This is a genomic window from Streptomyces sp. NPDC002730 (assembly GCF_042888805.1).
Taxonomy (GTDB): Bacteria; Actinomycetota; Actinomycetes; order Streptomycetales; family Streptomycetaceae; genus Streptomyces.
Genome location: NZ_JBIAQG010000011.1, coordinates 178,754 through 204,378 on the forward strand (window position 1 = coordinate 178,754; position 25,625 = coordinate 204,378).

Below are 25,625 nucleotides of genomic sequence, written 5' to 3' on the forward strand. Positions count from 1 at the left end.
TCCCCTCAAGATTCGGACCCACCGCGAGTGAGACGTGGAGGCCGGCAGGGTCGGGGACTCCCGCGGTGGCGTCCGCTCCGCTTCCAGTCCCCGACCCTACTCAGGGCAGATCCTTCACATCGACGGGTTTGTTGGTGCTGGTGTTGGTGCCGTTGCCGAGTTGGCCGCTGCCGTTGTATCCCCAGGCTTTGACGGTATTGGACAGCAGGGCGAGACTGTGGGTCCAACCGGCGGCGATGGCGCGGACGTGAGTCAGTCCGGTGACGGTGACGGGTTTGTTCGTGCTCGTGTTGGTGCCGTTGCCGAGTTGGCCGCTGCTGTTGGCTCCCCAGGCCTTGACGGTGTTGTTGGACAGCCGGGCCAGACTGTGGCCACCGGCGTCGATGGTGCGGACATGGGTCAGCCCGGCGACGGTGACGGGTTTGTTGGTGCTGGTGTTGGTGCCGTTGCCGAGTTCGCCGGATTCGTTGTAACCCCACGCTTTGACAGTGCCGTTGGACAGCAGGGCCAGACTGTGCCGGTCGCCGGCGGCGATGGCGCGGACGTGGGTCAGCCCGGCGACGGTGACGGGTGTACTGCTGTCGGTGTTGGTGCCGTTGCCGAGTTGGCCGCGATCGTTGGCGCCCCAGGCTTTGACGGTGCCGTTGGACAGCAGGGCCAGACTGTGGATTCTACCGGCGGCGATGGCGCGGACGTGGGTCAGTCCGGTGACGGTGACGGGCTTGCCACTGTCGGTGTTGGCGCCGTTGCCGAGTTGGCCCAATTCGTTGTCTCCCCATGCTTTGACGGTGCCGTTGGACAGCAGGGCCAGATTGTGGAAGTCACCGGCGGCGATGGCGCGGACGCGGGTGAGCCCGGTGACGGTGACGGGCTTGCTGCTGGCGACATCGTTGAACTCGCCGAGCTCGCCGTCTTCGTTGAATCCCCAGGCTTTCACGGTGCCGTTGGACAGCAGGGCGAGACTGTGGGCTGTGCCGGCGTCGACGGCGCGGGCGTGGGTCAGTCCGGTGACGGTGACGGGTGTGTTGCTTTCGTTCTCGTAGGTGCCGTTGCCGAGGCCGCCGTACTGGTTGTCTCCCCAGGCTCTGGCGGTGCCGTTGGACAGCAGGGCGAGACTGTGGGACCCGCCGGCTGCGATGGCGCGGACGCCCGTCCGCGGGGGACAGTGAGCGCCGCTGGGGTCGGCGGCGAGGGCAGCCGGCGTCGTCAGCGCCCCTGTGGTCAGCGCTACCAGCAGCGCAAGCAGACCGGCCAGGACCCGCCCCTTGGGGACACGGTGCTGTCTGGAGTGCGCGTTCGTCATGAGTTCCTCCATGCATTGGGCGCGTCCCGCCCCGCCGTCCCCGCGGCACGGTGCTCGTACTCGCACACCATGAGTGACGAGACGGCGGGAACGTGCCTGTCGACACGGCGATGAAACAGCCTCACCCACTTGGCCCGTTCGCGTTTGGGTGACGTCGCCGCGGCGGGCGGGGCCGGCGGACTGCTCGTGCCGTCACTCGATGGTGAGACGACCCGTGCGCAGGATGGCGTGATTGGCGAAGAGGGCGTCGAGGTGCAGCTCGCGCATCAGGTCGGCAGTCCACTTGGCGTCTGGCAGGTCGCGGTAGGTGGGTGCTTTGACGGTGCGGGCCCTGGTGCATTGGGTGAGGATCCACCGGGCCTGTGTCTGGCCGGTGGGCGGATTGGTGTACATGCTCGCGGCCAGTCGCCACAGGTGGTCGCCGGTCGCGCTGTCCGACTCGATGACGCCGACGATGGCGATGTCGCCGAGGCTGCGGGAGTCGCTCGACTGTGTGGTGTACGCGAGGGTCAGGCCCTCCAGCGGGAAGACGGTGAGGCGGCTGCGTGCGGAGAGCAGGGTGGCCACGGGCGGTTTTCCGTTCTGCGCTCGAGGGTGCGCGGCCCGCTGGGGGAGACGGGCCGCGCGGGGGATCGGCTCAGCAGCCGTCGCCGTCGCCGCAGCAGGAGGGCGGATTGCAGTCCGCGGCGGTGCCCCACAGTTCGTGGTCGACGACGTAACCCATTTCCGCGATGGCCTGGACGGTGCGCCTGATGGCGATGCCGTCGCGCAGGCGCCGGCCCTTGAGCGGGTTGTGGTGCAGGAACGTGCCGAACCGGCGGTGACAGAAGTCGGCGTACTCCTGGCTGTGCAGGATGAAGGCGTGCCGGCCCGGGTCGACCTTCCGCGACGGGGACAGCGGTACGTCGCTGCGATGCCCGGCCATGTCGATGAAGGCGAGCGCCTGGTCCATCACGCGTTCGGCCTGGGGCCGGTCCATCTCCTCCTCGAACTCGAGGAAGGTGACGAGCCGTTCGAAGAGCTCGGCGTCGACGAGCTGGCGGCCGGTGATCTGTTCTGTTGCGAGAGCGGTCATGTGATGCTCCTTGGGTGCGTCCTCGGCGCGAGGCCTCCCCTCACGCCGTCGTGCACGCGGGCCCCTCAGGGGGTCCCGCCACCGCCTTGGCCGGGGTTCCTGGCCGGAGTCGTCGGCCGAGGCGGAGCTCAGGTGTTGCTGACTACGGGCAGCACGGGCCCGCGTACACCTCGATGTCGAGGACGTGGACGCCTTCCCGGCCGCGTGCTGTGCCGACACTGCGCGCGCCGACGGTCAACGGCTTGCCGCACCAGACGCAGGCTCGTCCTGCGTACTGCTCCCAACTCAGATCTCCGGCCGCGGGCAGCAGGCGCGGGTCGGCCGTGGACGCGGTCACTGGGCGACCCTGCAGCGGGGACAGGCGCACGGCGGGAGGGCGAGGGAATCCGGGAGCCGCTCGGGGTCGCCCGTCGGGATCGTCAGCCTGTAGGTCTCGCGCCGACGGCGGGTCGCGGCGTCCACGCGGTACACCTTCAACGTCATCACGGCCTGGCCCCTCGTCGGCGATCAGCTCTGATGCCGACGGTAGGAATCGCGCCCCTGCGTCCGCCATAAACCTGCACCAACTTGCACAGCAATGGATCTGACCTGTATCTGGCCGGTTCGCGACCTTGACGGTCTGTGGCAATAGCCTGAAAGTGATGCAAGTCCGAGCACGCAACCAGGCGTTGGAGGTCGACGTGGCGTTGCGGTTCATCGGCATCGATCCAGATACAGACCGCGATCACTGCCCGACAGTGTGGGCCGACGAAGAGAAGCAGGAACTGCTTTTCCAGGGCTGGAAGCCTGACGCCGGAACAGTTGCTGAATGCGAGGCGACCAGCCCGGCGAACGGGTCCGTGCCGGAGACTGAGGCCATCATCAGGATTCCGGTGCGCATGGTGCCGATGATCAGGAAGGCGTGCGATGCGATCGAGCGGGGAAACCCCGAGCTTCGCTGAGCTGCTGGCCAGCTGTCACACGTCCGCCGCGCACCTTGAAATGCGCGACAGCTACGCCGACAACGAGCGCTTCGAAGCCTGGCGGCGCGGAGACCGCATCGACTGGGAGGACCGGGCGACGTGGTGGCATCCCTACGACCAGACGATTGCAGACGCTGTCGCCCGCGGCGTCGTCATCCGGCGGGCTCGTATCGTCTCCGAGCCTGTGAGCGAATACATCCAGTGGGAGCACTACGTCACGACTGCCAACGTCACCGCAGGCGAGCAAGTGCGCTGGCTGCCACGTCGGCTGGCCACAGACATTGCCCTTCCTGGGAATGACTTCTGGCTCTTCGACGGCGCTCTGCTTCGGGTCCACCACTTCGACGGCGACGGCGCCGTGGTGGAAGACGAACTCACTGAGGCCCCGGCCATACTGAAGCTCTGCGCCGCCGCGTTCGAATCCGTCTGGGATCGCGCAACCCCGCACGATCAATACCGGATCCGATAGTCCGCAGACACATGACCGAGTCCGCGTCGTCCAGCGTGCAATCCGCACGCGCCGCGCTTGCCGAGCGGCTGCGGGAGGTACGGCTGGACGCGGGCATCACCAAGCGGGAGCTGGCGGCTCGGTGCGGATGGCACGAGTCGAAGTCGTCGCGCATCGAGAGCGCCAAGACGCCACCGTCCGATACGGACATCAGGTTGTGGTGCCTCGCCTGCGGAGCCGACGGGCAGGCACCCGACCTCGTTGCGGCGAACCGGCAAGCCGACTCCATGTACGTCCAGTGGAGGCGGCTTCAGCGCACCGGGCTCAAGCGGCTCCAGCAGGCAAACCTTCCGCTGTACAAGCGGACCAAACACCTCAAGGTCTACTGCTCCAACGTGGTGCCCGGCTTCCTGCAGACGCCCGGCTACGCCACGGCGCTGCTGCAGGCCATCGCCACCTTCCGCGGCCTCCCGGACGACGTGGCCGAAGCCGTCAACGCACGTATGGATCGCTCACGTCTCGTCCGGCAAGGGAATCGGCGCTTCGCGATCGTCATCGAGGAAGCGGTCTTGCGCTACCGCATCGGAGATGCCGGAATGATGGCCGGCCAACTCGGCTCACTGCTTTCGGTGATGGATCTGCCGTCCGTGTCGCTGGGCGTCATCCCGGCCGGTGCAGAGCGCTCCATGTGGCCCATCGAGACGTTCACAGTCTTCGACGACGAGCGGGTACACCATGAGCCGTTGTCGGCCTCCGTGAAGATCACCGCGCCGGACGAGGTTGTCCAGTACCTGAAGGCGTTCGGGGAGCTGCACCAGCAGGCGGTATACGGAGCGGAGGCACGGGCGCTGATAGTGAAAGCCATCGAGGCTCTGACCTGACAGACATCTTCGACGAGGACGACGACCTGGCCGCCGCGAAACTGTGTGCCGAAGCCTTTGAGGCTGTGTGGACGCGCCCGGTCCCCCACGACCAGTACCCGATCCACCAGCAGGAAGGAACGGACAGGCATGCCCATCTCGGCGCAGGCTGCCCGCGAAATCGCCCAGCCCCTCAACGCAGAGTCGATCTATAGCGAGTGGCGCCACCAGGTGCGCAGCGGGCTGAAGCAACTCCAGTACAGCTACGTGGAGTTGTTTCACAACACCCAGCTGTTCCGCGTCTACTCGTCGACGCTGGTCCCCGGCCTTTTGCAGACCGAGGGCTACGCAGCTGCGGTACTGAGCACCATCGCCGACTTCCGCGAGATCCCCAATGACGGGGCCGAGGCGGCTGCTGCCAGAGTCGAGCGTTCCGGCGTCATCCACGAGCAGGGACACCGGTTCGTTCTCCTGGTTGAGGAAGCCGCTCTGCACTACCAGCTCAGCGACGCGGACGCGATGGCCGCGCAGCTGAGCTACCTCCTCTCAGCGGGTGCTCTGCCGTCTGTGTCCCTCGGCGTGATCCCGATGGCCACCCGGCAACGCCGGATCTGGCCGCAGGAGACGTTCCACATGTACGACGACACCCTCGTGTCGGTGGAGCTGCTGTCGGCGCAGGTGGACATCACGCAGCCGACCGAGATCGCCTTGTATCTGAAGGCCTTCGAAGAGCTGCGGAGCATGGCCGTGTACGGGCAGGCGGCACGGGCGCTGATCGTGAAGGCCATCGACGCTCTGAACTGACCCCGGACGCACGAATGCACCCCTCCTACCCGAACGTGGGGGCGGCTACTCCAGCAGCCGCTGCCTGATCAGCTCCATCACTTCCGCGCGGCTGCGCTTGCCGTTGTCGGCGGCGTTGAAGTGGTTGCCGATGCGCACCGAGACGGCGAGCAGGCAGCGGACCTCGACCTCGTCCTCGTCGGGGCAGAAGGAGGAGAACAGGGAACGCAGGTAGTCCATACGGCGGTTGTCGACGCGGCGCAGGCGCTCGGCGACGGCCGCGTCGCGGCGGGCCCAGTCGCGGATCGCAATATCGGCGGTGGTGCCCCGCACCGGCCCGTCGGTGGTGGCGGCGGCGATGGCGAACAGCCGCTCCAGTCTGGCCCTGGCGTCTCCCCCGCCGCTCTCAACCTGCTCGATCACGCTCTCGGCGACCTCGTACTCCCAGGTGTCGAGCATTTCGGTGAGCAGCGCGCCCCGGTTGCGGAAGTACCCGTAGAAGCCACCCTTGCTGACGCCGAGTGCCTGCGCCAGTGCCTCGATCCGGACGGCTTCGGGGCCGCCTGCGACCAGTGCCCGCAAGCCTTCCTCGATCCACTTGCCGCGTGGCGTGCGGGTCGCGCCCATGGTGTGTGCCTCCTCACGTCCCTGCCGAGTATACGGGGGCGCATAGTGGGTCTACGCTCGATCTATACGCCACCGTATAGATAGGGGCCTGCTCATGCGACTTCCCCGAACCGCCCACACCGACCGCCCCTGGCGGATCCACGAGATCGCCGACGACTTCACGGTCGAGGACGTGTGGGCACTGCCCACCCCCGGCGGACCCGACGACCTTGTGTGGCTGGTGCGCCAGTTCGCCGAAGGAATCAGGAGCGGGGTGAGCGGAGATGGTCCCGTCTCCCGCGTGCTCTTCGCCGTCCGCTGGAAGCTCGGAGCACTGCTCGGCTGGGACAAGCCCGGTACCGGCATCAGCACCCGGCTGCCTTCGCTGCGCGACCGGTTGCCCGCGGACCTTCGCGAGGGCCCCCAAGGTCCCGACCTCGGCTCGTCCCCGTTCACCTCCCTCTATCAGAGGGACGACGAGTGGACCGCCGAGATGGGCAACAAGACCGTGCACGCGGTGATGCACATCGGCTGGGTCCCGGACGGGTCCGGCGGCTACCGCGGCCAGATGGCCGTCCTGGTGAAGCCGAACGGGCTGTTCGGCACCCTCTACATGGCCGCCATCAAGCCCTTCCGGTACATCGGGGTGTACCCGGCGCTGATCCGCTCCATCGGCCGCGAGTGGCAGGCGAACGCCGCCGGGCGGAGCGTGCACTGACCGGCTCCGTCCTCAGCCGACGCGTGGCGCATCTCCGGCAGGTGGTTCACGAACGCAGCCAGAGCCGGATCACCGTCCCGATGGAGTGGAGGTCTCAGTGCGTGCCGAGGTCGCGAGGTCTGCCACCAGCAATGACCCGGAGTTTGTCGGGGTTGGCGACGTTGTGGATCGTGATGATGCGGCCATCGGCGTCGAAATCGAAGGTGACAGTGGCGATCACGCGGCCCGAACCGCTGAACACCATGCCTGGACCGCCGTTGATTTCGACCAGATCGGCGTTCATGTCGGCGGGGTCGACACCCTGGTAGGTGACGGTGCCGATGGCTGCGAACCAGGCGGCCACCGTCTGTGCGCCCACAACCGGGCGCAGGGCTTGCCGGACCTTGCCGCCGCCGTCGGTCCACAGGGTGACGTCCGGGGACAGCAGCTCCATGAGGGTGTTGATGTCACCACCGGTTGCGGCGTCGAGGAACCGCTCGGTGACCTCGCTCTGCCGCGACCGGTCCACGGTGAAGCGTGGCCGCCGGGCCTGCACGTGCTCGCGAGCACGGTGCACGGCCTGCCGCACCGCGGGCTCGGAACGCTCCACCGCCTCGGCGATCTCGGCGTGGTTGAAGCCGAAGACCTCCTTCAGTACGAACACCGCGCGCTCGAGCGGGCTCAGCGACTCCAGCACCACCAGCATCGCCATCGACACCGACTCGGCGTTCGTGACGGCGTCGGCGGTGTCGGCGATGGTGAGAATGGGCTCCGGAAGCCAAGGCCCGACGTAGGTCTCACGCTTGTGCCGGGTGGAGCGCAGCCGTTCCATCGCCAGATTTGACACGATCCGCGTCAGATACGCCTTGGGTTCGGCCACCTGCGAGCGGTCGGCGGCCGACCATTTGATCCAGGCGTCCTGTACTGCGTCCTCGGCATCGACTGCGGTGCCGAGGATGCGGTACGCCACCGAGAACAGCAGATTGCGATGGTCGTTGAACACCTGCTGGCCGGGGTCCGGGTACGGGTGGGTCATCGCGCGTCCCGGACCCGGGTGAAGCGGCCGCCGCGGGGCCAGAACGCTCCCGAGGAGGGCATCTTCTTCATACGGCCGAATGTCGGCCAGGGTGAGGCAGTCACCGTCTCCTTGTACCAGGCCGCCTTGCGGCCGGTCAGGTGCACCCGCCTGGGGGTGTCGTCGGGGTGGGTGAACTGAACGACCGCGTCATGCCGCCCCAGGCTCACCGGCGTGTGGTAGTAGCCGAAGCGGAACGGCTTGGGCTGCTTGCCCTTCAGCGTGCGGGCGATCGACACAGCGGCATGCACACCGGTCGGCATGCCGCCCTGGCAGGTGCCGTGCATGATGCCGTAGCCCTGGCGGATCGCGGCCGCATCGCCCACGGCGTACACGTCGGGGTGGGACACCGACCGAAGTGAATCGTCGGTGACGATGCGACCTCGATCGTCGACGCTCAGGCCGGCGGCGGCAGCCAGCGGCGACACCCGCGTACCACTTGTCCACAAGACGGCATCGGCGGCGATGTTCTCCCCGCCTGCCAGCTCGACCGAAGCGGGCAGCACCTTCACCACCTCGCTCCCGCTGCGCATCTGGACACCCAGGCGCCGGAGCGCGGATTGCAGATACGCCTTGGCCTTGGGGTTCATGGTCGCACCGGGTTCCTGCCGGCCCACCAGGACGACGTCGAGCTCCGGGTGCCGCTCGGCGATCTCCGCGGCCGCCTCGATGCCGGTCAACCCGCTGCCACCGACCACCACCGTGCCACTGCCCAACCGCGCCAACCGTTCGGCCAGCAACTCGGCGTCCTGGGCGCTGTTCAGGGTGTAGGCATGATCCTCGACGCCCGGCACGGCCGCCGTGTCGGCCACGCTGCCCAACCCGTACACCAGCGTGTCGTAGCGCAGTACCCGGTCGTCCTCGATCCGCACGGTCTTCACGTTCGCATCCACCGCCGTGACCCAGCCGCGCACGAACTGCGCACCCGTACCCTCCAGCAGCTCCGGGATGCTCATCTCGGCGAGCTGCTGCCTGGTCGCCGTCATATGCAGCCGCAGCCGCTCGGTGAACCGCTCCTGCGGATTCACCAAGGTCACCTGCACATCCTGATGCCGCCCGACCCGAGCCGCGAGCTGGATCGCTGCGGACATACCCGCGTACCCCGCCCCCAGGACCAGAACACGGTGGGTCGTCGCCGGGCCCGTTCCGTTCTGTGCGCTCATCGTTCCGCCTCTCTCCTCTTGCTGACGACCACCAGATGCAAGCTGACCCCCCGTTCGTGACATGGAACCGATGTGACGGGCGACACAGTCGACTTCATGGCGGCCCCCGATCCGCACCGCCAACCAGGAACCGGCGATACGTGTCCGGGGCCTTGGTGCCGGCCGGCTATCGGACGGCCCCCGAAGTGCGGCGCCGCTCCGGGAGAGATTTGGTGCACAACGCGATGGAGAGCCAACTGTCCTGACCGTGTGTGACATGCCGCGTTTGGCGTAATGGGCTCTCAGGGCTGGTCAGCCGCGTCACTCTGTGCGGGTTGATCACGGTCGTGTCAGGAGCCGTGTGTACAGATCACGTGAGCGGGTCGAGCGGATCCGCCGGGACCGCCGGATGGACCCGAGCGTGTCGGGGCGGGAGCTGGGTCCGCGGCACGAGGTGAGCAGGACACGGTGGCCGAGACTTTGAAGACGCCGGTGCAAGGGTGCGGCTATGGCAGAAGGTGAGCGGCGGCCTGACAAGGGCATGTTGGACCGGTCGGAAGGGTTCGGTGAGCGGCTGCTGGGGGTGCTGTTGGACCGGGCACACGAGATGCCGCCGCAGCTGATCGCCCCGCTGATCGCCGAAGAGGTGGCCAGGGTCGGTGGCCGCGAACTTTCGATCCTGCTGCAGGACTATGCGCAGCTGCTGCTGGTGCCGTTGCCGGGTCGGCGGCTGACGGTCGGCGAGCCTGAGCCGATCGGTGACTCTCCCGCCGGCGCGGCCTTCCTGTACGCGACCCCTGTCGAGGTAGCGCAGGCCGGCGGCGTCCGGATGTACCTGCCGCTGCTGGACGGCAGCGACCAGGTGGGAGTAATGGCCCTCACCCTGGACACCGTCGATGACGACGACCGGCGCCTGCTGCGCAGGCTCGCCGGCCTGGTCGCCGACATACTGGTCACCAAGCACAGCTACACCGACCAGTTCTTCCTGGCCCGGCGCCGCGAACCGATGAGCGTGGCTGCGGAGATCCAGTGGTCCCTGCTGCCGCCGCTGGCGATGTCTGTCCCGCAGGTCGCGGTGGCCGGAATCCTGGAGCCCGCCTACAACGTCGGCGGCGACAGCTTCGACTACGCCCTCAACGACGACATCCTGCACGTGGCCATGGTCGATGCGATGGGCCATGGTCTGGACTCCGCCACGATGGCGACCGTCGCCGTCGGCGCCTACCGGCACGCCAGACGTGCCGCCATCGGTCTGTCCGAGATCTACACGTTCATGGACCGGGCCATCGCCGGGCAGTTCGGGCCCGACCACTTCGTCACCGCGCAGATGATGCGCCTGAACGTCACGACGGGCCACCTGCAGTGGGTCAACGCGGGCCACCCTGCACCGCTGCTGATCCGCAACCACCAGGTCGTCGGGCAACTTCAGGGCCCGACCACGTTGCCGGTGGGCTTCGGCGGTGAAGAGCCCCGGATCAGCGAACAGATGCTGGAACGCGGCGACCGGGTGCTGTGCTTCACCGACGGCCTGATCGAGGAGCACCAAGCCGGCGAAGAGCCGTTCGGCGAGGAACAACTCATCAGCTGGGTCAACCGTATCGAGCCCGAAGAGAAGGGAGTTCGGGCGGTGGTGCGCTCGCTCTCCCACACGCTGAAGCAGCAACGGGGCGGGAGCACCAGCGACGACGCGACCCTCTTCCTGATCGAGTGGCGCGGAGGCGCCGCCGACCACCTCGCCGTCCTGGAGTGAGCCGACAGCCGCACCACCATGGACAAATCGCCGGCACGCAGACCGCTGCCGGGTCTACCGCGGTGCGCACTCGCCACTGACTGTCCGCCGGTGCGCCCCTGACCACGGCCGGCGCTGATCGTGAAGGCCATCGACGCTCTGAATTGCCCCGGACGCCCGAGTGCGCCCGCCACCCCGACGTCCTCGCGGCCCAACGGCGTGAGCGTGTCCGCATCCGCAGCGAGAGGGGCATCCGCTGGGGCGGCAGACCGGCCCTCGCGGCGTGATCAAGAACCCTGCAAGCCTTCTTGGCTAGAGACGGCGTGCCGCAACAACCGCTGAACTGGCTGGTGTTGTGAGTATTTCAGTGGCATCCAGGGCTGGATGAGTGAGGTAGAACAGGCGGAGCTCGTCCACTTCGCCTTCGAAGCGAGGCGGCCAGTGGGGCGAGGGGGTGAAGTCGTCCAGGATGAGAAGGCCACCGGGAGCGAGCTGTTCGACGACCCCCTGCGGGTCGTCACGCTTGCCCCCGCCGTCGCAGAAAAAGACGTCGAAGGGGGCATGCTGCTCAAGCAGCCGCCAGTCCCCAGTGAGAACGCTGACGCGCTTGTCGTCCGCGAAGACACTGGCCGCTCGACGGGCCAGCTCCTCGTCACGCTCTACGGTAACCAGGCGTGCACCGGCACTAAGGCCACTGTGCAGCCAGGCGGTGCCCACTCCCGAGCCGGTGCCGCTCTCCGCAATGATTCCGTGGGGCTTCGCAGCAGCGGCCAGCCTGAGCAGCCTGCCCACTTCAGGGATGCAACTCTTCTTGAATCCGGCCTCGGAGGCGACACGCTCTGCGGCCACCACGCGAGGCGGAACCGCACGTTCTGCCATGATCACGCCCCCTTCACCGTGACCATGACGCTATCCGCCAGCAGAGGCGTCCGCACGAAGTTTCGCCTGTCCGGACCCGGCGTACCATCGACGGGCATGACGAGGGCCAGACCGGCGGTGAGCCTGGGCCCGCCTAGCTGAGGCGTCCCTCGCGCAGGGCGTCCACGAATTCCCCCCAGGCGCCCGGTAGAAGGTCGAGTCGCGCGCCGTGCGGGACTTTGGAGTCCCGCACGGATACGTGCTGTGCGGACGCGGCGACCTCGACGCATTCGCCGCCCATGCCGTTGCTGTAACTGCTCTTGCGCCACCTGGTGGTTGGGGGCAGCGTCATCTGGGGTGCTCCTCCAGAACTCTCTTGATCAGCACAGCCGATCGCTGGGGGCTCAGGGCAAGCGCCCTGAGGTGGTCGAACGCCTCCGCGTAGAGGGTCACGTCGGTGGGGTGCTCGAGATAGACGGAGTCGGTCAGTCCTTCCCGGTACACCATGTCGGGGTCCTCCTGTTCCGGGAAGCCGAGGACGGTGAAGGGGCCCGTGGTCGGATAGGCCCCGGCATCGAAGGGCAGGACCTGGACCGTCACGTTCCTCAACTTCGTGACTTCCAGCATACGTTCGAGCTGGCCGGTCATGACCTGACGATTTCCGACGACATGCATGAGTGCGCTCTGATGCACGACGGCCCAGAGGTCCGGAGCGTTGTCGCAGGTCAGAAGCTCCTGGCGCCGCATTCGTACGTCGACCATGCGCGCAATGCCCTCTGCAGTGTGGTCGACCCAGGCGCGGCTGAGCTCGGTCGCGTACTCGGGAGTCTGCAGCAGCCCCGGAATGAACTCCCCCTGGTAGCTACGGAGGGTTGAAGCGGCCTGCTCCAGGCCGACGTACACGGAGAACCAGCCGGGGACGGCGTCCCCATGGGCGTGCCACCAGCCCTTTGTCTTCGACTCCTTGGCCAAGGACTTCAAGAGATCTCGAAGTTCGTCCGAGGTCCCGTAAAAGCGACAGAGGGCGTCCACGTCGGACGGCTGAACGCGGCCCTGGCCGGTCTCCATGCGGTTGACCTTTGAGCTGCTCCAGTCCAGCTCCTTGCCCACGTGAATGCAGGTGAAGCCGTGGTCTTCGCGGAGCTTCTTGAGCTCGATCGCCAACCGACGGCGGCGAGCGGTGGGGGAGCCTGCCATGCCAACTCCTCGTGTTGTAGCGGATGTTCCATCTCATCGGAAGCACCGAGAAAGACCAATCACCCGATGGAGGGATTCCCGCCGTGCACGTTGCACGAAGGGATTGGCGCTGCAATCCTTTCACTGGGAGTGACAGCCGGTCACGCAGTGCGCCGAGAAGTGCTTGGGAGGCGGATCGAAGTGAACTACGGCGAGGATTGCGTCAGGCGGAAGCCGTGGGATTTGCCCTTCTCGGCCGAGCCGAGCGAAGTCGCGGGTCTACGAAGGGTGTTGAAGCTGCATCTGACGCTGTGGGGGTTGCCCGAACTGGTCGAATCCGCGCAGATCTGCGTTACGGAGTTGACCTCGAACGTCATCCGTCATGTGGGCGCCGGCACGCCCACGACACTCGCTGTCTCCATGAGCGGTACGTATCTCCGCATCGAGGTGTACGACCCGGACACGCGAGCATTGCCCACCTTGCTCAACGCAGAGTGCGAGGCGGAGGCGGGTCGGGGAATGGCCCTCGTCGACGCGGTCACCGATCGCTGGGGTGTGATCCTCCGGTCGGATTCCAAGGTGGTGTGGTGCGAGTTGGCCACGGACCTCACCGGGCCGAACGGCCATACCGGCGGCCCGCGAGTAACGCATGCCGAGGAGTACCTAGCTCTCTACGGCACCGCTCGCCACGCGCGGCCGACCAACTCGAGCCGTCTGAGTATGGCCGTTGCGGAGGAGGCGGCGATCGATTTGATCGCCGACCTCCTCCACTGGCTCCGGGCCCACGGGCGGGACCCGGACGAGGCCCTGGACCGGGCTCAGCGGCACTTTGAAGCCGAGTTCCCTACGAATGTCCGTCGGGGCGACGAGGCCTAGCTCAGGGCCGTCTTGGCTTCAAGCCTCAGCATGCGGACGAGATGATTGAGATCCGCCTCCGAGAGTGAGTCGACGTCGAGGAATGCGGTCAACCGCAATAGGCGCATGAGGCTCTCGCGAAGGACTTTGCGTGAAGCGAGGCCCTTAGGGCCGAAGTGTTGCTCATCCCTTTCACCCCGCACAACTGCGCGGACCAGCGCCGGAGATGCCGCGACGGAGCCGCGCCTCGTCATGATTTGGTCGAGGTCGGATTCTCCCAGCACTCCCAGAAGCCCGTACGGCTCCGGCGCTTGGGGTTCGTGCAGAACGTGCGCCCGTGTCCAGAGGCGGGCAAAAGCATGACGGGTGAGATCCATGCCTTTGAATCGCTCTGGCTGGTACTTTCCGTCCCCCTTGGTGGGCCACCGCCAAACCGATATGTCGGGTAGCAACACCAGTGCGAAGAAAGCCCACACCTGTCGCTGAGCCGCCTCGCCGGGCACCATAAAGCTTTGCTCGTGGAGGATCCGAGCAGTGTGCTGATCGAAGGCGTTTAGCTGAGCCGTTCCGGGCGGCCGCGGAAAACCCTGGTCCTGGGCGGCCGACACAATCGCCTGTCGCAGATCGTCCAGTTCGACCCTTTGTACTCTCCTGCCGCCAGTGGCCGCGTACACAGCGCGCGTCGAATGGTTGGCAACCATTCTGTGATGCGTGCCGACTTCCCGGTCATGGAGTTCGGTGAACAGTTTGTTGGCCTCTCCCGGCAGGAGCCTCGGGTACAAGACGCTCATCGGACCGCCCCTCTTGGAAAGCCAACGCCCGTCTGGACCTGTGCGCGGTACTTCGAAGGATCGCCTCTGCGCTCGTCGCGGAGTCGCTTGATCGCCAAGGCGGGGAGCTCAGTTGGCTGCGCGAGATAGGTACGCACGAGCGACCGAACGAGGCCCGCCATTGTCAGATCTCCGTCGGCGTCCACCTCGTCCTGATGCTCGTCGAATGCGTCGTCATCGAGTGCCCGCCCCACGAGGTCGGTCACAATGTCGATGCCCAGTGCGTCCCAGAGCAAAGTCGTGGCCTCGTCGTTCTCGACGTCGAGTGCCTTCCGGACGCTCGGATTGTCAGTGTTGAGTAGCACGAGCAGGCTGCCCATTGCTGCCTGCTGCCAGTCTCCGCCGTCCATGCTGACGTACCAGGTGGCTCCTGAAGGAAGTCCCGCTTCCGAGAAGGACACAGGAGCGGTTGGGAGCAGGCCGGCAGCACCCTCCAGGTGGACTGTCACCTGATCGTTCCAGAGAATGGAGCCCGCTCTGCGAGGGACGAATGGATCGTCTGACTGAATGTCTTCGGCCAGCTCGACGATCGTCTCGACGGTGAGGAGGCCGCCAAGGTCGGCTCCCGGCACAGTCATCTCCACAACCGTCACGTTCTGCGGGGTCCGGGTGGAAAGCAGTGCTTGGAAAGCCGAATACCGCAGGCGGGATGTGGACGGCCAGTACCGAACACACAGCCTGAGCCTCGTGCTGTCTGGCAGCCTGCAGTCCTCTCGGATCCCGGAAAGATCTAGGTGCACGATGCGTGTGAGAGTGAGATCAGTGCTGTAGTCCCAAGTCTTGAGGGCAGCAGGCAGAAGCTGCCCCGCCGCCTCGTCGCTTCGCCAGGGCTCGGCCTCGACGCGGTTCAAAGGCCGAAGGTAAGGCCAGGCCTGCACGCTCATCTGTGCTGCCCCGTAACGTTGATGTCGAGTACCGCGTCCGGGACGGCGATCACCAGAAGCTCGACTTCGGTGACACCTTCGGAGTTGTAGAGAATTCCACCCGGGACGATCTGGCCGTCCGCGGTCCGCCAACCGAGAATCTCTGGTTCGGTGGCGCCGATCGGGGAGGTGTTCTCTGTGCCACCCTCGCCAGTCACGACTTTCACATGACCCTCGTTTCGGCCTGAGCCGTGCAGTCTGACTGGCTGCACCACAACCGGGTGGCCTGCGACTACCTCATAGCGTGGAGTGGAGACGAGAGTCGGCCTTCGGGGCGCAGTGGTACGAGCGCCAGGACTTGCAGGTGCGGCCATGTCTCCAGTCTGGATCCCGGAACCTGTCGTACGTGATTCGTCCCACGCCGTCCCGCTCGCAAAGGAGTGCTGATCTCCTTCGTTGCTGTCAGCGGCCTCCGGCGAGTGTGCGGGAGTGTAGGTCTGACCGGGTCGCGGAGAGACCTCGACGATCGCGGCCCCTGTGCCCCCGGGGCCGGCGAGGAGGTGACCAAGACGCTGCGCGACGGAGCCCACGGCGTACTCCCCGATCTTGAATGCCTTCTTGTTCGTGGCTCCGCTGATGGCCTCACAGCGTTCTCTGAGTCGACGCGCGAGGGTTCGAACGAATGTCGATTCATGGCCCTTGAGCTGTTGGTAGGCCCAGGCATCATGCGTGGGGGGCTCCGAGCGCGCGAAGATCGGATCGAGTTCGTCCGAGACCTTGAAGGTGCCCGCGTAACCGACATGCGGATTGGGGCGCTCAGGCCCCGGGAAGTATCTGGTCACCAGCTCTGGCCCTCGAATCAGGCAGATGTGGTGAGGCGCTCCCTCGATTCCCAGATCGCGAGCTGCGGGAGAGGTCACCGTCGCTCCGTAGGTGTACTCGTAGGCGAAGTCGCCCAGCTCCTTCTTCGGCCTCAAGCAGCTGAGGATCTCACCTCGACCTTCCACCGTCCTACGATAGGAATCAGCGAAGAAAGCAAGCGCAGCGTCATTGAGAGGACTTGGGACCGGGATATCGATGCCGTGGGCCGTGACCGCTATTTCCATCCGGGTTTCTCGTTCCACCAGCATGATCGGCCAGAGATTCCAGGCGGCGGCCTCCGCCAAATATGTGCCGGTGTCCTGGATGTCCATCTCCTGGGCCACTTCGGAGTCCGGCAGTGTCGGATCTGTGAGATCAGGATCCACGATGATCAAAGTTGTGCCCGTGTCCTGTCCGCTGAACTCAGGAAGTCCGAGCCGTCGCGCCGTATCGTCCGCCGCCGCGTCGTGCAGTGGCTCGCAGTGCGATGCGTCAGGACTGCCCCACCAATGACGTCCCGTGTACTGGGCCTCGTTGTGCCAGAAGGCTTTACGGATGGCTGCGCCGATGAAACGGGAATGCAGTGTGTCGTCTTCATCGCGGAAGCGGGTGTAGACAAAAACGCATCCCACTTTTGATGTGAGGAAGAACGCTCCCTTGCCATAACCGAAGGTGCCGCCCGACTTGGTGGGCTGCTGGCCATCCTCTCGGTCCCCGCTATTCAAAACGAATCGAAGCCATTCGCGTCGGGAACTGTGTCCGGCGTCGGAACGTGTTGGGCCTCCCAGTCCCTTGGTGCCTCGGTCGGAGACGGCCAGGTAGCGAATCGACGGTGCCTGAGAAAGCTTCCTGAACGCGTTGTCAGTGTCGCCGCTTTGGGGTAAGGCATTTGAGAACAATCGACGCCACTCGCCCATGTGCGCGGCTCCCACCGCGCTCAGGTCGAGTCGAAACCGTACGACAGGCTGGTCGCTGCACCGTGCGTCCCAGGAGTTTTGAGCGGCCTCCCGAACGAGGATCGTCAGCCGCGACAGCTGCGGCCTGCCCAACTGGCCGAGCAATCCGTCGGCGGTGATACCACCGTCAGCACGGAAGGGTTGGGAGTACCAGGTAGCCGTGTTCAAAGGTCGGTCGCCAATCCGTTGAGAGCCGCGACTCTGTCAGCCCGGGCGGGCACGTTGTCGAGGTCGACGAGATACTCCAGCCCCCCGACTCCAACGGGTACAGCGCCCTCGATGAAACAGGCGGGGACGATTCGGGGGAAGCCTGCGTCCACCTCGTACCAGCGCTCCTCAGTTGGTTCGAATCGAGTATCCGCGACGACACTGTCCGCCGTCCCGGCGATCCCGAGGGTCGCGACCCGTGCGTCCAATGTCTCGACAGCGCTCGCCTTCGACCGGCACGACCTGATGAGGTCGAGGACCGATCTGGATGACTGACCGGATGAAACCGAGATACGGAACCAAGCGAGGTGGAGGGGCCCGTTCTCGGGGGCTTCCAGCTGATCAGCACCGTGGATGCGTACGATACGGTCACCTGCCGAAGCTGACGCCTTGACCTCAATTGCATGGCGAGCAGTTCGGAAGTCCTGGGCAGAGCCTGTCGGCCCCTGCCAAGCCTCGACGGCTGCAGGGCTTATCTCCAGTAGCTGATCCAGCACGGTGAGTTCGGCGAACAGCCCGGCCAGGCGCGGAACGGTCCAACGTTCCGCTTGTCCGCCCAGCAACAGCCGCCACGAGTTCAGAGTCTGAGCCAGGCGGAATGGGGATGCCTCTGGTTCGACGGCGACCCTGGCACATACATCGGCGACGAGTCCCGTGAAAACGCCGGAGAGGTCTCCTCGCCGGCAGTGCAAGTCGGCGAAGCGCACCGGCATGTCGTCGACCAGTAGAACTCGACTGGTGAGATGTACACCGGCGCTGCGTCGGTCGTCGTCCAGTCTCTGAGTGGCTCCGATTGGAACCAGCAGGTGCCTGCCGCCATCGACATCCCGGCCCAGTCGCAGGCATCCGTCAGGGGTGGTGATCTTGAGTTCGGCCGAGAGCATGGGGGACGTGGGCACGGGCTGGGACTCTCTGTCGAGCCTGGCCCACAGGAGTTCCAAGGTCTCTCTTAGCTGAGCCGAGGCAGCGGGTATGTCCGAGGGCACGCTCATCGGCTCGCCTCTGCGTCGCTGTCGAGGTCCTGGTCGAGGACAGACAGATCTTCGGACTCGTCCTCACCTGCGGAGGGAAAGACTTGGCGCAGATCCGCCGCGACATAGTCGTACTCGACGGCCAGATCGCTCCCTGCCTTGCTCGGGCGGGGGAACACGACAGCGACACCCCAGATGACGTCGCCGGGGGCATTCAATGGAGCACGGCCTCGCACTGCCTGCTGCGCGCCATGTGAATTGCGAACAGGTACTTCGGACTTTGCGTCGATTGGATAGAGAAGGATCAGGCCTTTTTCGGGCTGCTGTCCAACTCGCAGTTCTTGCAGTCGTGTTCGGTTCACGGACCCCTCGACCCCAGCAAGGTCCAGGTCCAAGGCTTCGTCGCGGGAACCGGTAAGCGTCTTGATATTGGCGACCGGGGCTGTTTCGTCCTTTGGTGTAGCTGCGAGGCGTGTACGCGTCACCGTGGCCACAACGGCACCGTCCGGGAGCGATACCGTCTTCGAATCGTCACTGACCTCGTTCCCAATGACACCTACGTTCCAGTAGGCGAGGGCTCCCGAAGTGTTGCGCTGCCTGATGTACTTCGTCATGAGCTCGGCGGAGGCATCAACCGACTTGGGGTGGAATCGATATGAGGCGATGAAGTCCAGAACCTTATCGAGGGGAACTTCGCGCCATAGAGCTCGTCCGGGCTTTACCCTCCGATCCGGACGACCAGTGGCGGCGGACGCACTCAGGAAACCCTGAACGGCGTCTGTGTTTCCCGCATGCCAACCATCATCGCTTGGACGGCAAGGGAAGTAGCGGGTCTCGACAAGTTGCCCTCCGTAGGACGCCGCTGTTCGGACCGCCGCGCCGGCCTTCGACGGGGCTGTCACCCGCATCTTCGGGTGACAACGAATGCGCACGGCCAGATCGAGGGGGGACTTGTGTTCTACAAGATAGCGGTCGATCTCCCTGCGCATCTCCTCCTCAACCGTTGCGAGATGTATGAACCACTCTCGGGTCTCGTCAGGCATAAAGATCCTGGGGAGATCCTCATAGCCGGGTCGGTAACCGAACCAGCGACCCATCTGGAGGAGCGTGTCGTAGACGTTCGAGGATCGCACAAAGAAACTGACGACAAGTCCTTCGAGCGTCAGCCCTCTAGAGAGGGTGTTTCCTCCAACAGCGATGACGTTGACGGGGCCGGAGTCGTAGTCGAGTCGATCGGTGCTTCGATAATGATCCATCACGATCTTGGTAGTTTCGACAGCGTTGCCCAGATGTTCCAATACGGCACCAAAAGATGCGCGCGGATTGGAGAATTCAGCGGCATCGACCCGCGAAGACTCGTCCTGCCAGAGAGTTCGCAGTTCCTCGGTCAGTGAGTGGTCATCACGCGCAAGGCCGGAGATCACCTCGTCCTGAAGTTCCACGAGGGGGGCTTCATAGGAATCGTGCACGCGGGTGTCCGAGTGTGCATGGACCAGCATGGAGGAGTGCTGGTCCTGCTGGCCTCGCACGTGTCGAGCAGCAGTGGCGAGCCAGAACCAGAGCACAGCCCGGCGAAGTGACTCGGTCACCAGCGGCTCGAAGCCTGCAGCACCCGATTGCTTCTTCGGTCGTAGGTCATCGAGCTCGTCGTCCGAGATTTCCCTGATCATGTCGAGACCGCCGGGTACTTCGGACGGGTCTTCCCAATCGAGCGGGTGACGTCCGAAGAGCGTTTCCGGTCCCTGGTACTCCTTTCCTCGCGGAAGGCTCAGGATGAAGTCCCGAGGGTAGAAGTCATCGTGATCCAGCGGATCGCTCAGGAGGTTGGCGAACGGGGTGGCTGTATAGCCCACGTAACAGACCTTCGGGAGTCGGGTGATCACGTCCCTGATGAGGGGGTTGATCTTCCGCGTCGCCAGTGTGGCCTGATCTGCCTCGTCGTCGATGATGAGAGTGGGGCAGTTACCCAGCTGGTCCTGAGCCTGCTCCAACCAGTCGCGCAGCTTGCGTAGCACGACGGCGTTCTTCTTGACGACCAACAGGATCCTCTGGTCCCTCGAGGCCAGGAAGGACTGAGCATTCGGCGGAGGGACGAAGTCCCGTTCCGGGCTCGTGATTTGGTGCCACAAGGGTGGATTTGGATTCACGACGTCACGGATGAGCCGCGCTTGGGTTTGGCGGCGCAGGGCGTTGTGGATCCCGGACAGCACGATGAACATGCGATAACCCCGGTCGGCAGCCTTGCAGACGACGCCCGTGAAGTTGCTCGTCTTACCGGACTGCACATGCCCGACCACCAGGCCGCGTGATCTGAAAGTCGGCGTGGCCGGGTGATCGAGCATCGCGACTACCCGAGTGGACGCCTCGTCGATCTTGTGGGCGGAGTCGGCGCCGAGGCCGCGTCGCAGGATGCTCTCAAAGGCTGGCCAGTTCTTGTCCTCGACCCGAGGTCCCGTGTACCAGGGAAGAACGTTCTCACGCCCGAGCGCCAGAGGCTCCCGGAGACTGGCGATGCGCGTGGTCTCCACATCGTGCCGTCGGAGAAGCTCCTCGATCACGCTGTCCGGTACGAACAGGTCACGCAGCTCCTGGGTCACCTCATGGGGCAGGGCGGCGTCGAGGCGCTTCTGAAATCGGTTCCAGGCTGCCTCGATGCGCGGATCTTCCATGAGGGCTCCTCATGATCGGAGCCGTTGCGGGGGACGCCCGGGATGCCGACTCGATGAAGGCTGACGAGAGAGGATGATATTGAGACTGCGCTGTGGAGAGCCAGGCCTTGGAGGGAAGGCCTCCGGGTGCGTGACAAGCTCGGCTGGCGCGCGGCCCCGTGGGGCGCACGTCGCGCAGCTCCCCGCACTCCTTCTTTCACCCTGGACGCACGTCGCTCGCTCCGGCGATGGCGCCGGGTGAGTGAGCCCTGATCAAATGCGCGAGTCCGTTTGGCTCGTCAGGGCAAGTCGAGGCTCTGTCGCCCGCATCTCGTTGAACGCACATTGGCCGCCGGCAGTAGCCGACGGCCAAATTCCTTGCAGAGATGCTCAGTTCAACCGCGCAACGCTTCATAGATCACGCGAGCGATCTCCCGCCCGAGTCCGATCGGTACCGCATTGCCGATCTGTGCCCCGATCTGCGTCTTTGAGCCGCACCATTTGAATCCCTCGGGAAAACCCTGGATAAGTGCTCCCTCGAAAAGGGTGAGCGGGCGATCCTCGACAGGGTGAAGGTATCTACCCTTCTCCGGCTTGTAGAATTCTGTACGAATGGTGACCGACGGTTCGTCTTTGCGGAGCCTCCCCATCACGTCCCCGGTTCCGGAATTATGGTCGTCCCAGGACGGGGTTGACAGGTATGTCTCAGGCCCCCTTACGCGACTGTAATCCGGGTCATTGGGGTCATTGGAGAGGCGGATGCGGTTGCGACTGTCTACCTTGTAGTAGACGCCAGTAAGGTCCTTCCTGTTGCCCCCCTCGGGAATCGCCATGTATCGAGCGATTGACAATTCCTCAGGATTGCGCCTGATGTGAAGCTCATTCGTCAGGAAGTATCCCCTGTCGGCCCCTGGGAGGTCATCGGCCAGATCCATGCGCGACGACCGGGTGAAGACGGGGTCTACGGGTTCCCAGTACTTCCTGCCGCTCAGAGGATCGATCGACTCCTCCGGGAAGAGAGCGTCTTCCTCTTCTGCTGTGCGCCGATTCCTGCGTGGCTTCACGTGCGTCGGCTCGGGATATTGGAGCTTTTCCAGCTTGGAGACATCCTTGCGGACGCCGATGATGATGGTGCGACGGCGAGCCTGGGGCACGCCGTAGTCCGCAGCGTTCAGCAGGTATTGCTGCCTGTTGAGCAGAGGTTCGCCTGGCTTTGGAGCGTCAGGCGGATCCAGCAGCTGATATTCTTCCAGCTTCCCACCAGGTTGCGTCTCTCTGACGAGATCGAGGAATTCTGCAGATCGCAGAAAACGGTCGACGTTCTCGATGACGAAGACTTTTGGTCGAATTACTTCGCTGACAATTCTGACGTAGTGGCGCCAGAGCTTGTTGCGCGGGTCGTCGGGATCTCCCTTGCCAAGTCCGGAGAATCCCTGGCAAGGGGGTCCACCCAGCACGACGTCTGCAGAGATCTCATCCTCTGAAGGGTTCCAGTGCTCGATGTTCTCGGTGTGCACGTGTTTCTTGTCATCGATTCCAGTAGCAAAATTCGCCGCGTATGTGGAAGCGGCGCTCTTGTCCTTCTCGATGGCGAGGACCGACTTGAAGAAGGGCTCCTCCTGCTGCTCTTTTCCCTGAGGGCGGAAGGAGTAGAAACCCTGCGTGAAGCCGCCGCACCCAGCGAACAGATCCGCAATACGAATGGGTTCACTGGTGTGTTCGGCGTTCATGGCGAGGAGTGTAGCCGGCCGGAACCGGCCAGCACGAACTGGTGGGGGAATCGGGCAGGGCTCGTCTCTGAGCGCACTGGACCGCCGTACAGGCGGGCGCGAACCACCGGCGGCCTTGGCGTCGACGCCCAGATCCGCACCCGGGGACGCGGGAGCGTACTGCTCGTCGATCAGCGGGGAGTGGATCGTGGGTCTAGGACGTTCCTCGTCGTGGCGACAGCCCGAGCGACGACCTCCGGATCCTCGTGCTCCCAGAACCGCAGGACCGTCCACCCTTGGGCTTTGAGATGCTCCGTCGTTTCCAGGTCGCGCGCCATGTTCTTGTCAAGCTTGGCGCGCCACCATTCGGCGTTGGACTTCGGCTGGGTCGCGTGCAAGGGGCAGCCGTGCCAGAAGCAGCCGTCGAGGAAGATTGCGAGCTTGGCACGTCCGAAGACGATGTCGATCGTGCGCCGGGGCATGCCGGGGACCGGGACGTTCACTCGATAGCGCAGGCCTCCCGCATGAAGGAGCTTGCGCACGGCGATCTCACAGGCCGTGTCGCGTGATCCCTGTCGACTCATGCGGGCGGACACGCCTGCGGAGGAAGGGACGGCACCGGGACCCTGGGCACTCATGGCTGGTTCAGGCCCCCGTGGCAGTCCCTGTACGCCGCCCCCGACCCGCACCAGCACGCCGCCCCCTTCGCCGGCGGCCATGCCACCGCACGCCCCCGCGCCGCCAGTGTCGTTGCGTACTGCGGGAGCAGGTCCGCGTTCGCCGGCGAGGACTGTTCCGAGGCCGCGAACGCCTCGTACGACGGGACCGTCGCCGTCACGATGCCCAGGTTCTCCGTGCCCGTCGACGACAGGTCCCGCAGCGAGGCCTCGATGTCCGTCAGGTGGGCCGTCTGGGTCGGGTACTCCGATTCCAACTCGGGGTAGGCCGCGAGCAGTTCGTTCAGTTCGTCCTCGGGCCAGTGGAGGACCGCCACCGGGAAGGGGCGCGACAACGCCGAGCGGTACGAGCCCAGTTCGGACCTCAGGCGGGCGATTTCAGCCTTGAGCTCGGCCGGGTTTTCCGAGCCCAGGGCCCACAGGCGCTTCGGGTCGTGGAGTTCGTCCAGCGAGATGTCCGCCGTGTGGGACGTGTGGATCGTGTCGGCCAGGGCGTCCCGCTCGTCGTGCGGCAGGCCCAGGAGGCGGCGGACACGGTGGCGGCCCGTGAGGAGGGACTGGGTTGCGTAGGGGACCTCGTCCTCTCCCGGGGGGAGGAGCAGGGTGAGGGCCGCGGTGAAGCAGTCGTGGGACGCCTCGAGCTCGTCATGGGACTCCAGCGTCTCCGCGACGATCTCCCAGGGCGCCGGGTCGGCCGGGGCCGAAGTGCGGATGCCGGTGATCAGTGCGCGGGCCTCCGCCTCGTGGCCGTACTCCCAGAGGTTCGCCGCCTGCAGGGCCTTGATCAGCAGAGGGTGCTCGGGGTCGGCCGCGAGCAGGCGGTCGTAGAGGGTGGAGGCCTGTTCGCGGTCGCCCGCCAGTTCCAGGTGGGCCGCGGCCTGGAGCAGCAGTGGCTCATGGTCCTCGGGGTACTGCGCCGCGGTACGCAGCAGGCGCTCGGCTTCGGTGGTGTGATCGGCAGGCGTGTCGGGGCGCATGGTGGACACCGTACTGCTGTACGGGGGTTCAGAGGGATGAGCCGATTCTCACGAGTACCGCCATGAGCGATCCGAGCCAGAGCGCCGTGCCCAGGGCCAGCGTGAGGAGCCCCGACGAGCGGGCGGCCGGCGAGTCGATCTGGGCGTGTTGCGGGTTGTGCGGGGTGTAGAGGACGCGGACCTGCGAGCCCTTGGGGAGCCGGTGCGGGCTGCCGCTGTTGTCGATCAGCGGCTGCTCGATCTCCGTGCCGTCGTCCGTCGTCCAGCGCACGACGGGATGAGCCGTGGAGTACGAAGCCTCGCGCGTGGCTATGTGGCCCGTCACCGTGCCGAGCGCGCTGCGGCCGGTGCTGCGTACGAGCTCCGCAAGGATGTAGTTCGTGCCCTGTACGGCGCAGATCGCCAGGCCTGCGAGGAAGGGCACGAGGGTCAGAAGCCAGAAGGGACTCATACGGCGCCATCGTAGGAGGTCATGGGTCTGGTGAGTTGGCGGACCAGCACCTATCGTGCCGCCGTGCGGCAGCGGGCGAGGGAGCGGGAACGGATACCGGTCGTGGTGCAGGGGCGCGGCTCGCGGCGGCGGGCCCGGTTCGCCCGTGGGCTGTGGACGAGCGCCGAGGTCACCGTCACCCTCGGGGTCGTCGTACTCCTCCTCGTCGTACATCAACTGTGGTGGACCAATCGGCAGGCCCGGCAGGGCGCCGAGCACAAGGTCCAGGCCCTGGAGCGGGAGTGGGGGAGAGAAGGGGGATGGGGGAGAGAAGGGGGAGGGGAGGCGCGGTCCGTCGAGGTGCCGGGCCGGCCCGTTCCGGTCGGGACGCCCACCTCCGAGGAGACCGGGGCCGGGGCCGGCACCGGGACCGAAGCGCCCGAAGCGCCGCCCGCCCGCGCTCCCCGCTGGGACCAGGCCTACGCCGTCCTCCGCATCCCACGGCTCGGCGTCGTCGCGCCCGTCGCCCAGGGCATCGCGAAGAGGGGCGTGCTCGACAAGGGGTACGTCGGGCACTATCCGCAGACCGCCCAGCCCGGCCAGGCCGGGAACTTCGCCGTCGCCGGGCACCGCAATACCCACGGCGAGCCCTTCCGGTACATCAACCGGCTGCGCGGCGGTGACGAGGTGCAGGTCGAGACCCGGGAGGGGGTTTATGTGTATGTGGTGGACAAGGGGGTGGCGCAGACCTCGAGCCGGGACACCGGGGTGATCGCGGCCGTGCCGCGCAGTCTCGTGAAGACCGGTGCCGGGTACAGCGCGCCCGGGTACTACCTCACTCTCACCACCTGCACGCCGGAGTACTCCTCCACGTACCGGCTCGTCGTGTGGGGGAAGTTGAAGTCGATGCGGCCGCGCTAGGGTCCC

Annotated in this window: 28 protein-coding genes and 1 pseudogene; 9 read left to right on the top strand and 20 right to left on the bottom strand. The window is 65.7% G+C overall.

Annotated features, from left to right (window positions below; genetic code table 11):
- Window positions 1-100 precede the first annotated feature (100 nt).
- From ACFYXH_RS27415 to ACFYXH_RS27435, 5 genes are all read right to left on the bottom strand, one after another.
- A complete protein-coding gene (locus ACFYXH_RS27415; RefSeq protein WP_389568108.1) occupies window positions 101-1,303 on the bottom strand; it encodes an RCC1 domain-containing protein in 1,203 nt (400 codons plus the stop codon).
- Window positions 1,304-1,495: 192 nt separating this feature from the next.
- Window positions 1,496-1,870 carry a hypothetical protein gene (locus ACFYXH_RS27420; RefSeq protein WP_389568111.1) on the bottom strand — a complete coding sequence of 125 codons (375 nt, stop codon included), beginning with the start codon at window positions 1,868-1,870 and terminating at the stop codon, window positions 1,496-1,498.
- 70 nt (window positions 1,871-1,940) lie between these two features.
- Window positions 1,941-2,378 (bottom strand): glycine-rich domain-containing protein, encoded by a 438-nt coding sequence (locus ACFYXH_RS27425; RefSeq protein ID WP_389568113.1) that lies wholly within the window; start codon window positions 2,376-2,378, stop codon window positions 1,941-1,943.
- A gap of 142 nt (window positions 2,379-2,520) precedes the next feature.
- Entirely contained in the window at window positions 2,521-2,715 is a 195-nt protein-coding gene (locus ACFYXH_RS27430; protein WP_389568116.1) for a hypothetical protein, read from the bottom strand.
- Window positions 2,712-2,861 carry a hypothetical protein gene (locus ACFYXH_RS27435; RefSeq protein WP_389568119.1) on the bottom strand — a complete coding sequence of 50 codons (150 nt, stop codon included), beginning with the start codon at window positions 2,859-2,861 and terminating at the stop codon, window positions 2,712-2,714. The genes ACFYXH_RS27430 and ACFYXH_RS27435 overlap by 4 nt, the downstream gene beginning before the upstream one ends.
- Before the next feature lie 197 nt (window positions 2,862-3,058).
- On the opposite strand from ACFYXH_RS27435, the gene ACFYXH_RS27440 reads away from it, so the two are divergent.
- The 4 genes from ACFYXH_RS27440 to ACFYXH_RS27455 are packed head-to-tail and all read left to right on the top strand — an operon-like array spanning window position 3,059 to window position 5,452.
- Window positions 3,059-3,319, top strand: coding sequence for a hypothetical protein (locus ACFYXH_RS27440; protein WP_389568533.1), 261 nt, complete (start codon window positions 3,059-3,061; stop codon window positions 3,317-3,319).
- Entirely contained in the window at window positions 3,285-3,809 is a 525-nt protein-coding gene (locus tag ACFYXH_RS27445; RefSeq protein WP_389568122.1) for a DUF6879 family protein, read from the top strand. Before ACFYXH_RS27440 ends, ACFYXH_RS27445 begins: the two co-directional genes overlap by 35 nt.
- A gap of 11 nt (window positions 3,810-3,820) precedes the next feature.
- Window positions 3,821-4,669: a helix-turn-helix domain-containing protein gene (locus tag ACFYXH_RS27450; RefSeq protein WP_389568124.1), complete on the top strand. Its 849-nt coding sequence runs from the start codon at window positions 3,821-3,823 to the stop codon at window positions 4,667-4,669.
- A gap of 45 nt (window positions 4,670-4,714) precedes the next feature.
- Window positions 4,715-5,452: a DUF5753 domain-containing protein gene (locus ACFYXH_RS27455; protein WP_389568127.1), complete on the top strand. Its 738-nt coding sequence runs from the start codon at window positions 4,715-4,717 to the stop codon at window positions 5,450-5,452.
- Between the two features lie 45 nt (window positions 5,453-5,497).
- Here ACFYXH_RS27455 and ACFYXH_RS27460 read toward each other — a convergent pair whose 3' ends face one another.
- Window positions 5,498-6,058, bottom strand: a complete 561-nt coding sequence (locus ACFYXH_RS27460) for a TetR/AcrR family transcriptional regulator (RefSeq protein ID WP_389568130.1) — start codon at window positions 6,056-6,058, stop codon at window positions 5,498-5,500.
- A 94-nt stretch (window positions 6,059-6,152) separates the two neighbouring features.
- Here ACFYXH_RS27460 and ACFYXH_RS27465 point away from each other — a divergent pair, with 94 nt between their 5' ends.
- Complete coding sequence (locus ACFYXH_RS27465; RefSeq protein ID WP_389568133.1) at window positions 6,153-6,755, top strand: DUF2867 domain-containing protein; 603 nt, start codon at window positions 6,153-6,155, stop codon at window positions 6,753-6,755.
- 94 nt (window positions 6,756-6,849) lie between these two features.
- Here the strand turns inward: ACFYXH_RS27465 and ACFYXH_RS27470 are convergent, their stop codons facing one another.
- Window positions 6,850-7,770 (bottom strand): RNA polymerase sigma-70 factor, encoded by a 921-nt coding sequence (locus ACFYXH_RS27470; protein WP_389568136.1) that lies wholly within the window; start codon window positions 7,768-7,770, stop codon window positions 6,850-6,852.
- Window positions 7,767-8,972 (bottom strand): NAD(P)/FAD-dependent oxidoreductase, encoded by a 1,206-nt coding sequence (locus tag ACFYXH_RS27475; protein ID WP_389568138.1) that lies wholly within the window; start codon window positions 8,970-8,972, stop codon window positions 7,767-7,769. Before ACFYXH_RS27475 ends, ACFYXH_RS27470 begins: the two co-directional genes overlap by 4 nt.
- Before the next feature lie 487 nt (window positions 8,973-9,459).
- On the opposite strand from ACFYXH_RS27475, the gene ACFYXH_RS27480 reads away from it, so the two are divergent.
- Together ACFYXH_RS27480 and ACFYXH_RS27485 are read left to right on the top strand one after the other, a co-directional pair.
- A complete protein-coding gene (locus tag ACFYXH_RS27480; RefSeq protein ID WP_389568141.1) occupies window positions 9,460-10,701 on the top strand; it encodes a PP2C family protein-serine/threonine phosphatase in 1,242 nt (413 codons plus the stop codon).
- A gap of 164 nt (window positions 10,702-10,865) precedes the next feature.
- Window positions 10,866-10,967: pseudogene (locus ACFYXH_RS27485) on the top strand (integrase); the annotation flags it as partial.
- A gap of 25 nt (window positions 10,968-10,992) precedes the next feature.
- Here the strand turns inward: ACFYXH_RS27485 and ACFYXH_RS27490 are convergent.
- The 3 genes from ACFYXH_RS27490 to ACFYXH_RS27500 all read right to left on the bottom strand — a co-directional run bounded on the left by ACFYXH_RS27490 (window position 10,993) and on the right by ACFYXH_RS27500 (window position 12,735).
- Window positions 10,993-11,565, bottom strand: a complete 573-nt coding sequence (locus ACFYXH_RS27490; RefSeq protein WP_389568144.1) for an O-methyltransferase — start codon at window positions 11,563-11,565, stop codon at window positions 10,993-10,995.
- 127 nt (window positions 11,566-11,692) lie between these two features.
- The gene (locus ACFYXH_RS27495) at window positions 11,693-11,890 is read right to left on the bottom strand and encodes a DUF397 domain-containing protein (protein ID WP_389568147.1); all 198 of its coding nucleotides are present in this window, start codon (window positions 11,888-11,890) and stop codon (window positions 11,693-11,695) included.
- Window positions 11,887-12,735 carry a helix-turn-helix domain-containing protein gene (locus ACFYXH_RS27500; protein WP_389568150.1) on the bottom strand — a complete coding sequence of 283 codons (849 nt, stop codon included), beginning with the start codon at window positions 12,733-12,735 and terminating at the stop codon, window positions 11,887-11,889. Before ACFYXH_RS27500 ends, ACFYXH_RS27495 begins: the two co-directional genes overlap by 4 nt.
- Before the next feature lie 180 nt (window positions 12,736-12,915).
- Between ACFYXH_RS27500 and ACFYXH_RS27505 the strand changes: the two genes are divergently transcribed.
- Window positions 12,916-13,590, top strand: a complete 675-nt coding sequence (locus ACFYXH_RS27505; RefSeq protein ID WP_389568153.1) for an ATP-binding protein — start codon at window positions 12,916-12,918, stop codon at window positions 13,588-13,590.
- Here ACFYXH_RS27505 and ACFYXH_RS27510 read toward each other — a convergent pair.
- The 9 genes from ACFYXH_RS27510 to ACFYXH_RS27550 all read right to left on the bottom strand — a co-directional run bounded on the left by ACFYXH_RS27510 (window position 13,587) and on the right by ACFYXH_RS27550 (window position 24,719).
- Complete coding sequence (locus tag ACFYXH_RS27510) at window positions 13,587-14,360, bottom strand: DUF6339 family protein (protein ID WP_389568156.1); 774 nt, start codon at window positions 14,358-14,360, stop codon at window positions 13,587-13,589. The two genes, ACFYXH_RS27505 and ACFYXH_RS27510, sit on opposite strands and share 4 nt — an antisense overlap.
- Window positions 14,357-15,250 (bottom strand): hypothetical protein, encoded by an 894-nt coding sequence (locus tag ACFYXH_RS27515; RefSeq protein WP_389568160.1) that lies wholly within the window; start codon window positions 15,248-15,250, stop codon window positions 14,357-14,359. The genes ACFYXH_RS27510 and ACFYXH_RS27515 overlap by 4 nt, the downstream gene beginning before the upstream one ends.
- 29 nt (window positions 15,251-15,279) lie before the next feature.
- Complete coding sequence (locus ACFYXH_RS27520; protein ID WP_389568163.1) at window positions 15,280-17,247, bottom strand: hypothetical protein; 1,968 nt, start codon at window positions 17,245-17,247, stop codon at window positions 15,280-15,282.
- Entirely contained in the window at window positions 17,244-18,278 is a 1,035-nt protein-coding gene (locus ACFYXH_RS27525) for a PD-(D/E)XK motif protein (RefSeq protein ID WP_389568165.1), read from the bottom strand. Before ACFYXH_RS27525 ends, ACFYXH_RS27520 begins: the two co-directional genes overlap by 4 nt.
- On the bottom strand, window positions 18,275-20,926 hold the full coding sequence (locus ACFYXH_RS27530; RefSeq protein WP_389568168.1) for a Z1 domain-containing protein: 2,652 nt from the start codon (window positions 20,924-20,926) through the stop codon (window positions 18,275-18,277). Before ACFYXH_RS27530 ends, ACFYXH_RS27525 begins: the two co-directional genes overlap by 4 nt.
- Window positions 20,927-21,300: 374 nt before the next feature.
- The gene (locus ACFYXH_RS27535; protein ID WP_389568171.1) at window positions 21,301-22,635 is read right to left on the bottom strand and encodes a DNA cytosine methyltransferase; all 1,335 of its coding nucleotides are present in this window, start codon (window positions 22,633-22,635) and stop codon (window positions 21,301-21,303) included.
- Window positions 22,636-22,805: 170 nt separating this feature from the next.
- The gene (locus ACFYXH_RS27540) at window positions 22,806-23,198 is read right to left on the bottom strand and encodes a very short patch repair endonuclease (protein WP_389568174.1); all 393 of its coding nucleotides are present in this window, start codon (window positions 23,196-23,198) and stop codon (window positions 22,806-22,808) included.
- A 50-nt stretch (window positions 23,199-23,248) separates the two neighbouring features.
- Window positions 23,249-24,268, bottom strand: a complete 1,020-nt coding sequence (locus tag ACFYXH_RS27545; RefSeq protein ID WP_389568177.1) for an SEC-C metal-binding domain-containing protein — start codon at window positions 24,266-24,268, stop codon at window positions 23,249-23,251.
- Between the two features lie 28 nt (window positions 24,269-24,296).
- A complete protein-coding gene (locus ACFYXH_RS27550; RefSeq protein ID WP_389568180.1) occupies window positions 24,297-24,719 on the bottom strand; it encodes a DUF3592 domain-containing protein in 423 nt (140 codons plus the stop codon).
- Between the two features lie 63 nt (window positions 24,720-24,782).
- Here ACFYXH_RS27550 and ACFYXH_RS27555 point away from each other — a divergent pair, with 63 nt between their 5' ends.
- The gene (locus tag ACFYXH_RS27555) at window positions 24,783-25,619 is read left to right on the top strand and encodes a class E sortase (RefSeq protein ID WP_389568183.1); all 837 of its coding nucleotides are present in this window, start codon (window positions 24,783-24,785) and stop codon (window positions 25,617-25,619) included.
- The last annotated feature ends 6 nt before the right edge of the window (window positions 25,620-25,625 follow it).

Bases quoted from the DNA above. Each gene is read 5' to 3' on its own strand.
- ACFYXH_RS27415 (WP_389568108.1), bottom strand. From the start codon at position 1,303: ATGACGAACGCGCACTCCAGACAGCACCGTGTCCCCAAGGGGCGGGTC.
- ACFYXH_RS27425 (WP_389568113.1), bottom strand. From the start codon at position 2,378: ATGACCGCTCTCGCAACAGAACAGATCACCGGCCGCCAGCTCGTCGAC.
- ACFYXH_RS27435 (WP_389568119.1), bottom strand. From the start codon at position 2,861: ATGACGTTGAAGGTGTACCGCGTGGACGCCGCGACCCGCCGTCGGCGC.
- ACFYXH_RS27445 (WP_389568122.1), top strand. From the start codon at position 3,285: ATGCGATCGAGCGGGGAAACCCCGAGCTTCGCTGAGCTGCTGGCCAGC.
- ACFYXH_RS27450 (WP_389568124.1), top strand. From the start codon at position 3,821: ATGACCGAGTCCGCGTCGTCCAGCGTGCAATCCGCACGCGCCGCGCTT.
- ACFYXH_RS27460 (WP_389568130.1), bottom strand. From the start codon at position 6,058: ATGGGCGCGACCCGCACGCCACGCGGCAAGTGGATCGAGGAAGGCTTG.
- ACFYXH_RS27465 (WP_389568133.1), top strand. From the start codon at position 6,153: ATGCGACTTCCCCGAACCGCCCACACCGACCGCCCCTGGCGGATCCAC.
- ACFYXH_RS27470 (WP_389568136.1), bottom strand. From the start codon at position 7,770: ATGACCCACCCGTACCCGGACCCCGGCCAGCAGGTGTTCAACGACCAT.
- ACFYXH_RS27475 (WP_389568138.1), bottom strand. From the start codon at position 8,972: ATGAGCGCACAGAACGGAACGGGCCCGGCGACGACCCACCGTGTTCTG.
- ACFYXH_RS27480 (WP_389568141.1), top strand. From the start codon at position 9,460: ATGGCAGAAGGTGAGCGGCGGCCTGACAAGGGCATGTTGGACCGGTCG.
- ACFYXH_RS27495 (WP_389568147.1), bottom strand. From the start codon at position 11,890: ATGACGCTGCCCCCAACCACCAGGTGGCGCAAGAGCAGTTACAGCAAC.
- ACFYXH_RS27500 (WP_389568150.1), bottom strand. From the start codon at position 12,735: ATGGCAGGCTCCCCCACCGCTCGCCGCCGTCGGTTGGCGATCGAGCTC.
- ACFYXH_RS27510 (WP_389568156.1), bottom strand. From the start codon at position 14,360: ATGAGCGTCTTGTACCCGAGGCTCCTGCCGGGAGAGGCCAACAAACTG.
- ACFYXH_RS27525 (WP_389568165.1), bottom strand. From the start codon at position 18,278: ATGAGCGTGCCCTCGGACATACCCGCTGCCTCGGCTCAGCTAAGAGAG.
- ACFYXH_RS27530 (WP_389568168.1), bottom strand. From the start codon at position 20,926: ATGGAAGATCCGCGCATCGAGGCAGCCTGGAACCGATTTCAGAAGCGC.
- ACFYXH_RS27535 (WP_389568171.1), bottom strand. From the start codon at position 22,635: ATGAACGCCGAACACACCAGTGAACCCATTCGTATTGCGGATCTGTTC.
- ACFYXH_RS27540 (WP_389568174.1), bottom strand. From the start codon at position 23,198: ATGAGTCGACAGGGATCACGCGACACGGCCTGTGAGATCGCCGTGCGC.
- ACFYXH_RS27545 (WP_389568177.1), bottom strand. From the start codon at position 24,268: ATGCGCCCCGACACGCCTGCCGATCACACCACCGAAGCCGAGCGCCTG.
- ACFYXH_RS27550 (WP_389568180.1), bottom strand. From the start codon at position 24,719: ATGAGTCCCTTCTGGCTTCTGACCCTCGTGCCCTTCCTCGCAGGCCTG.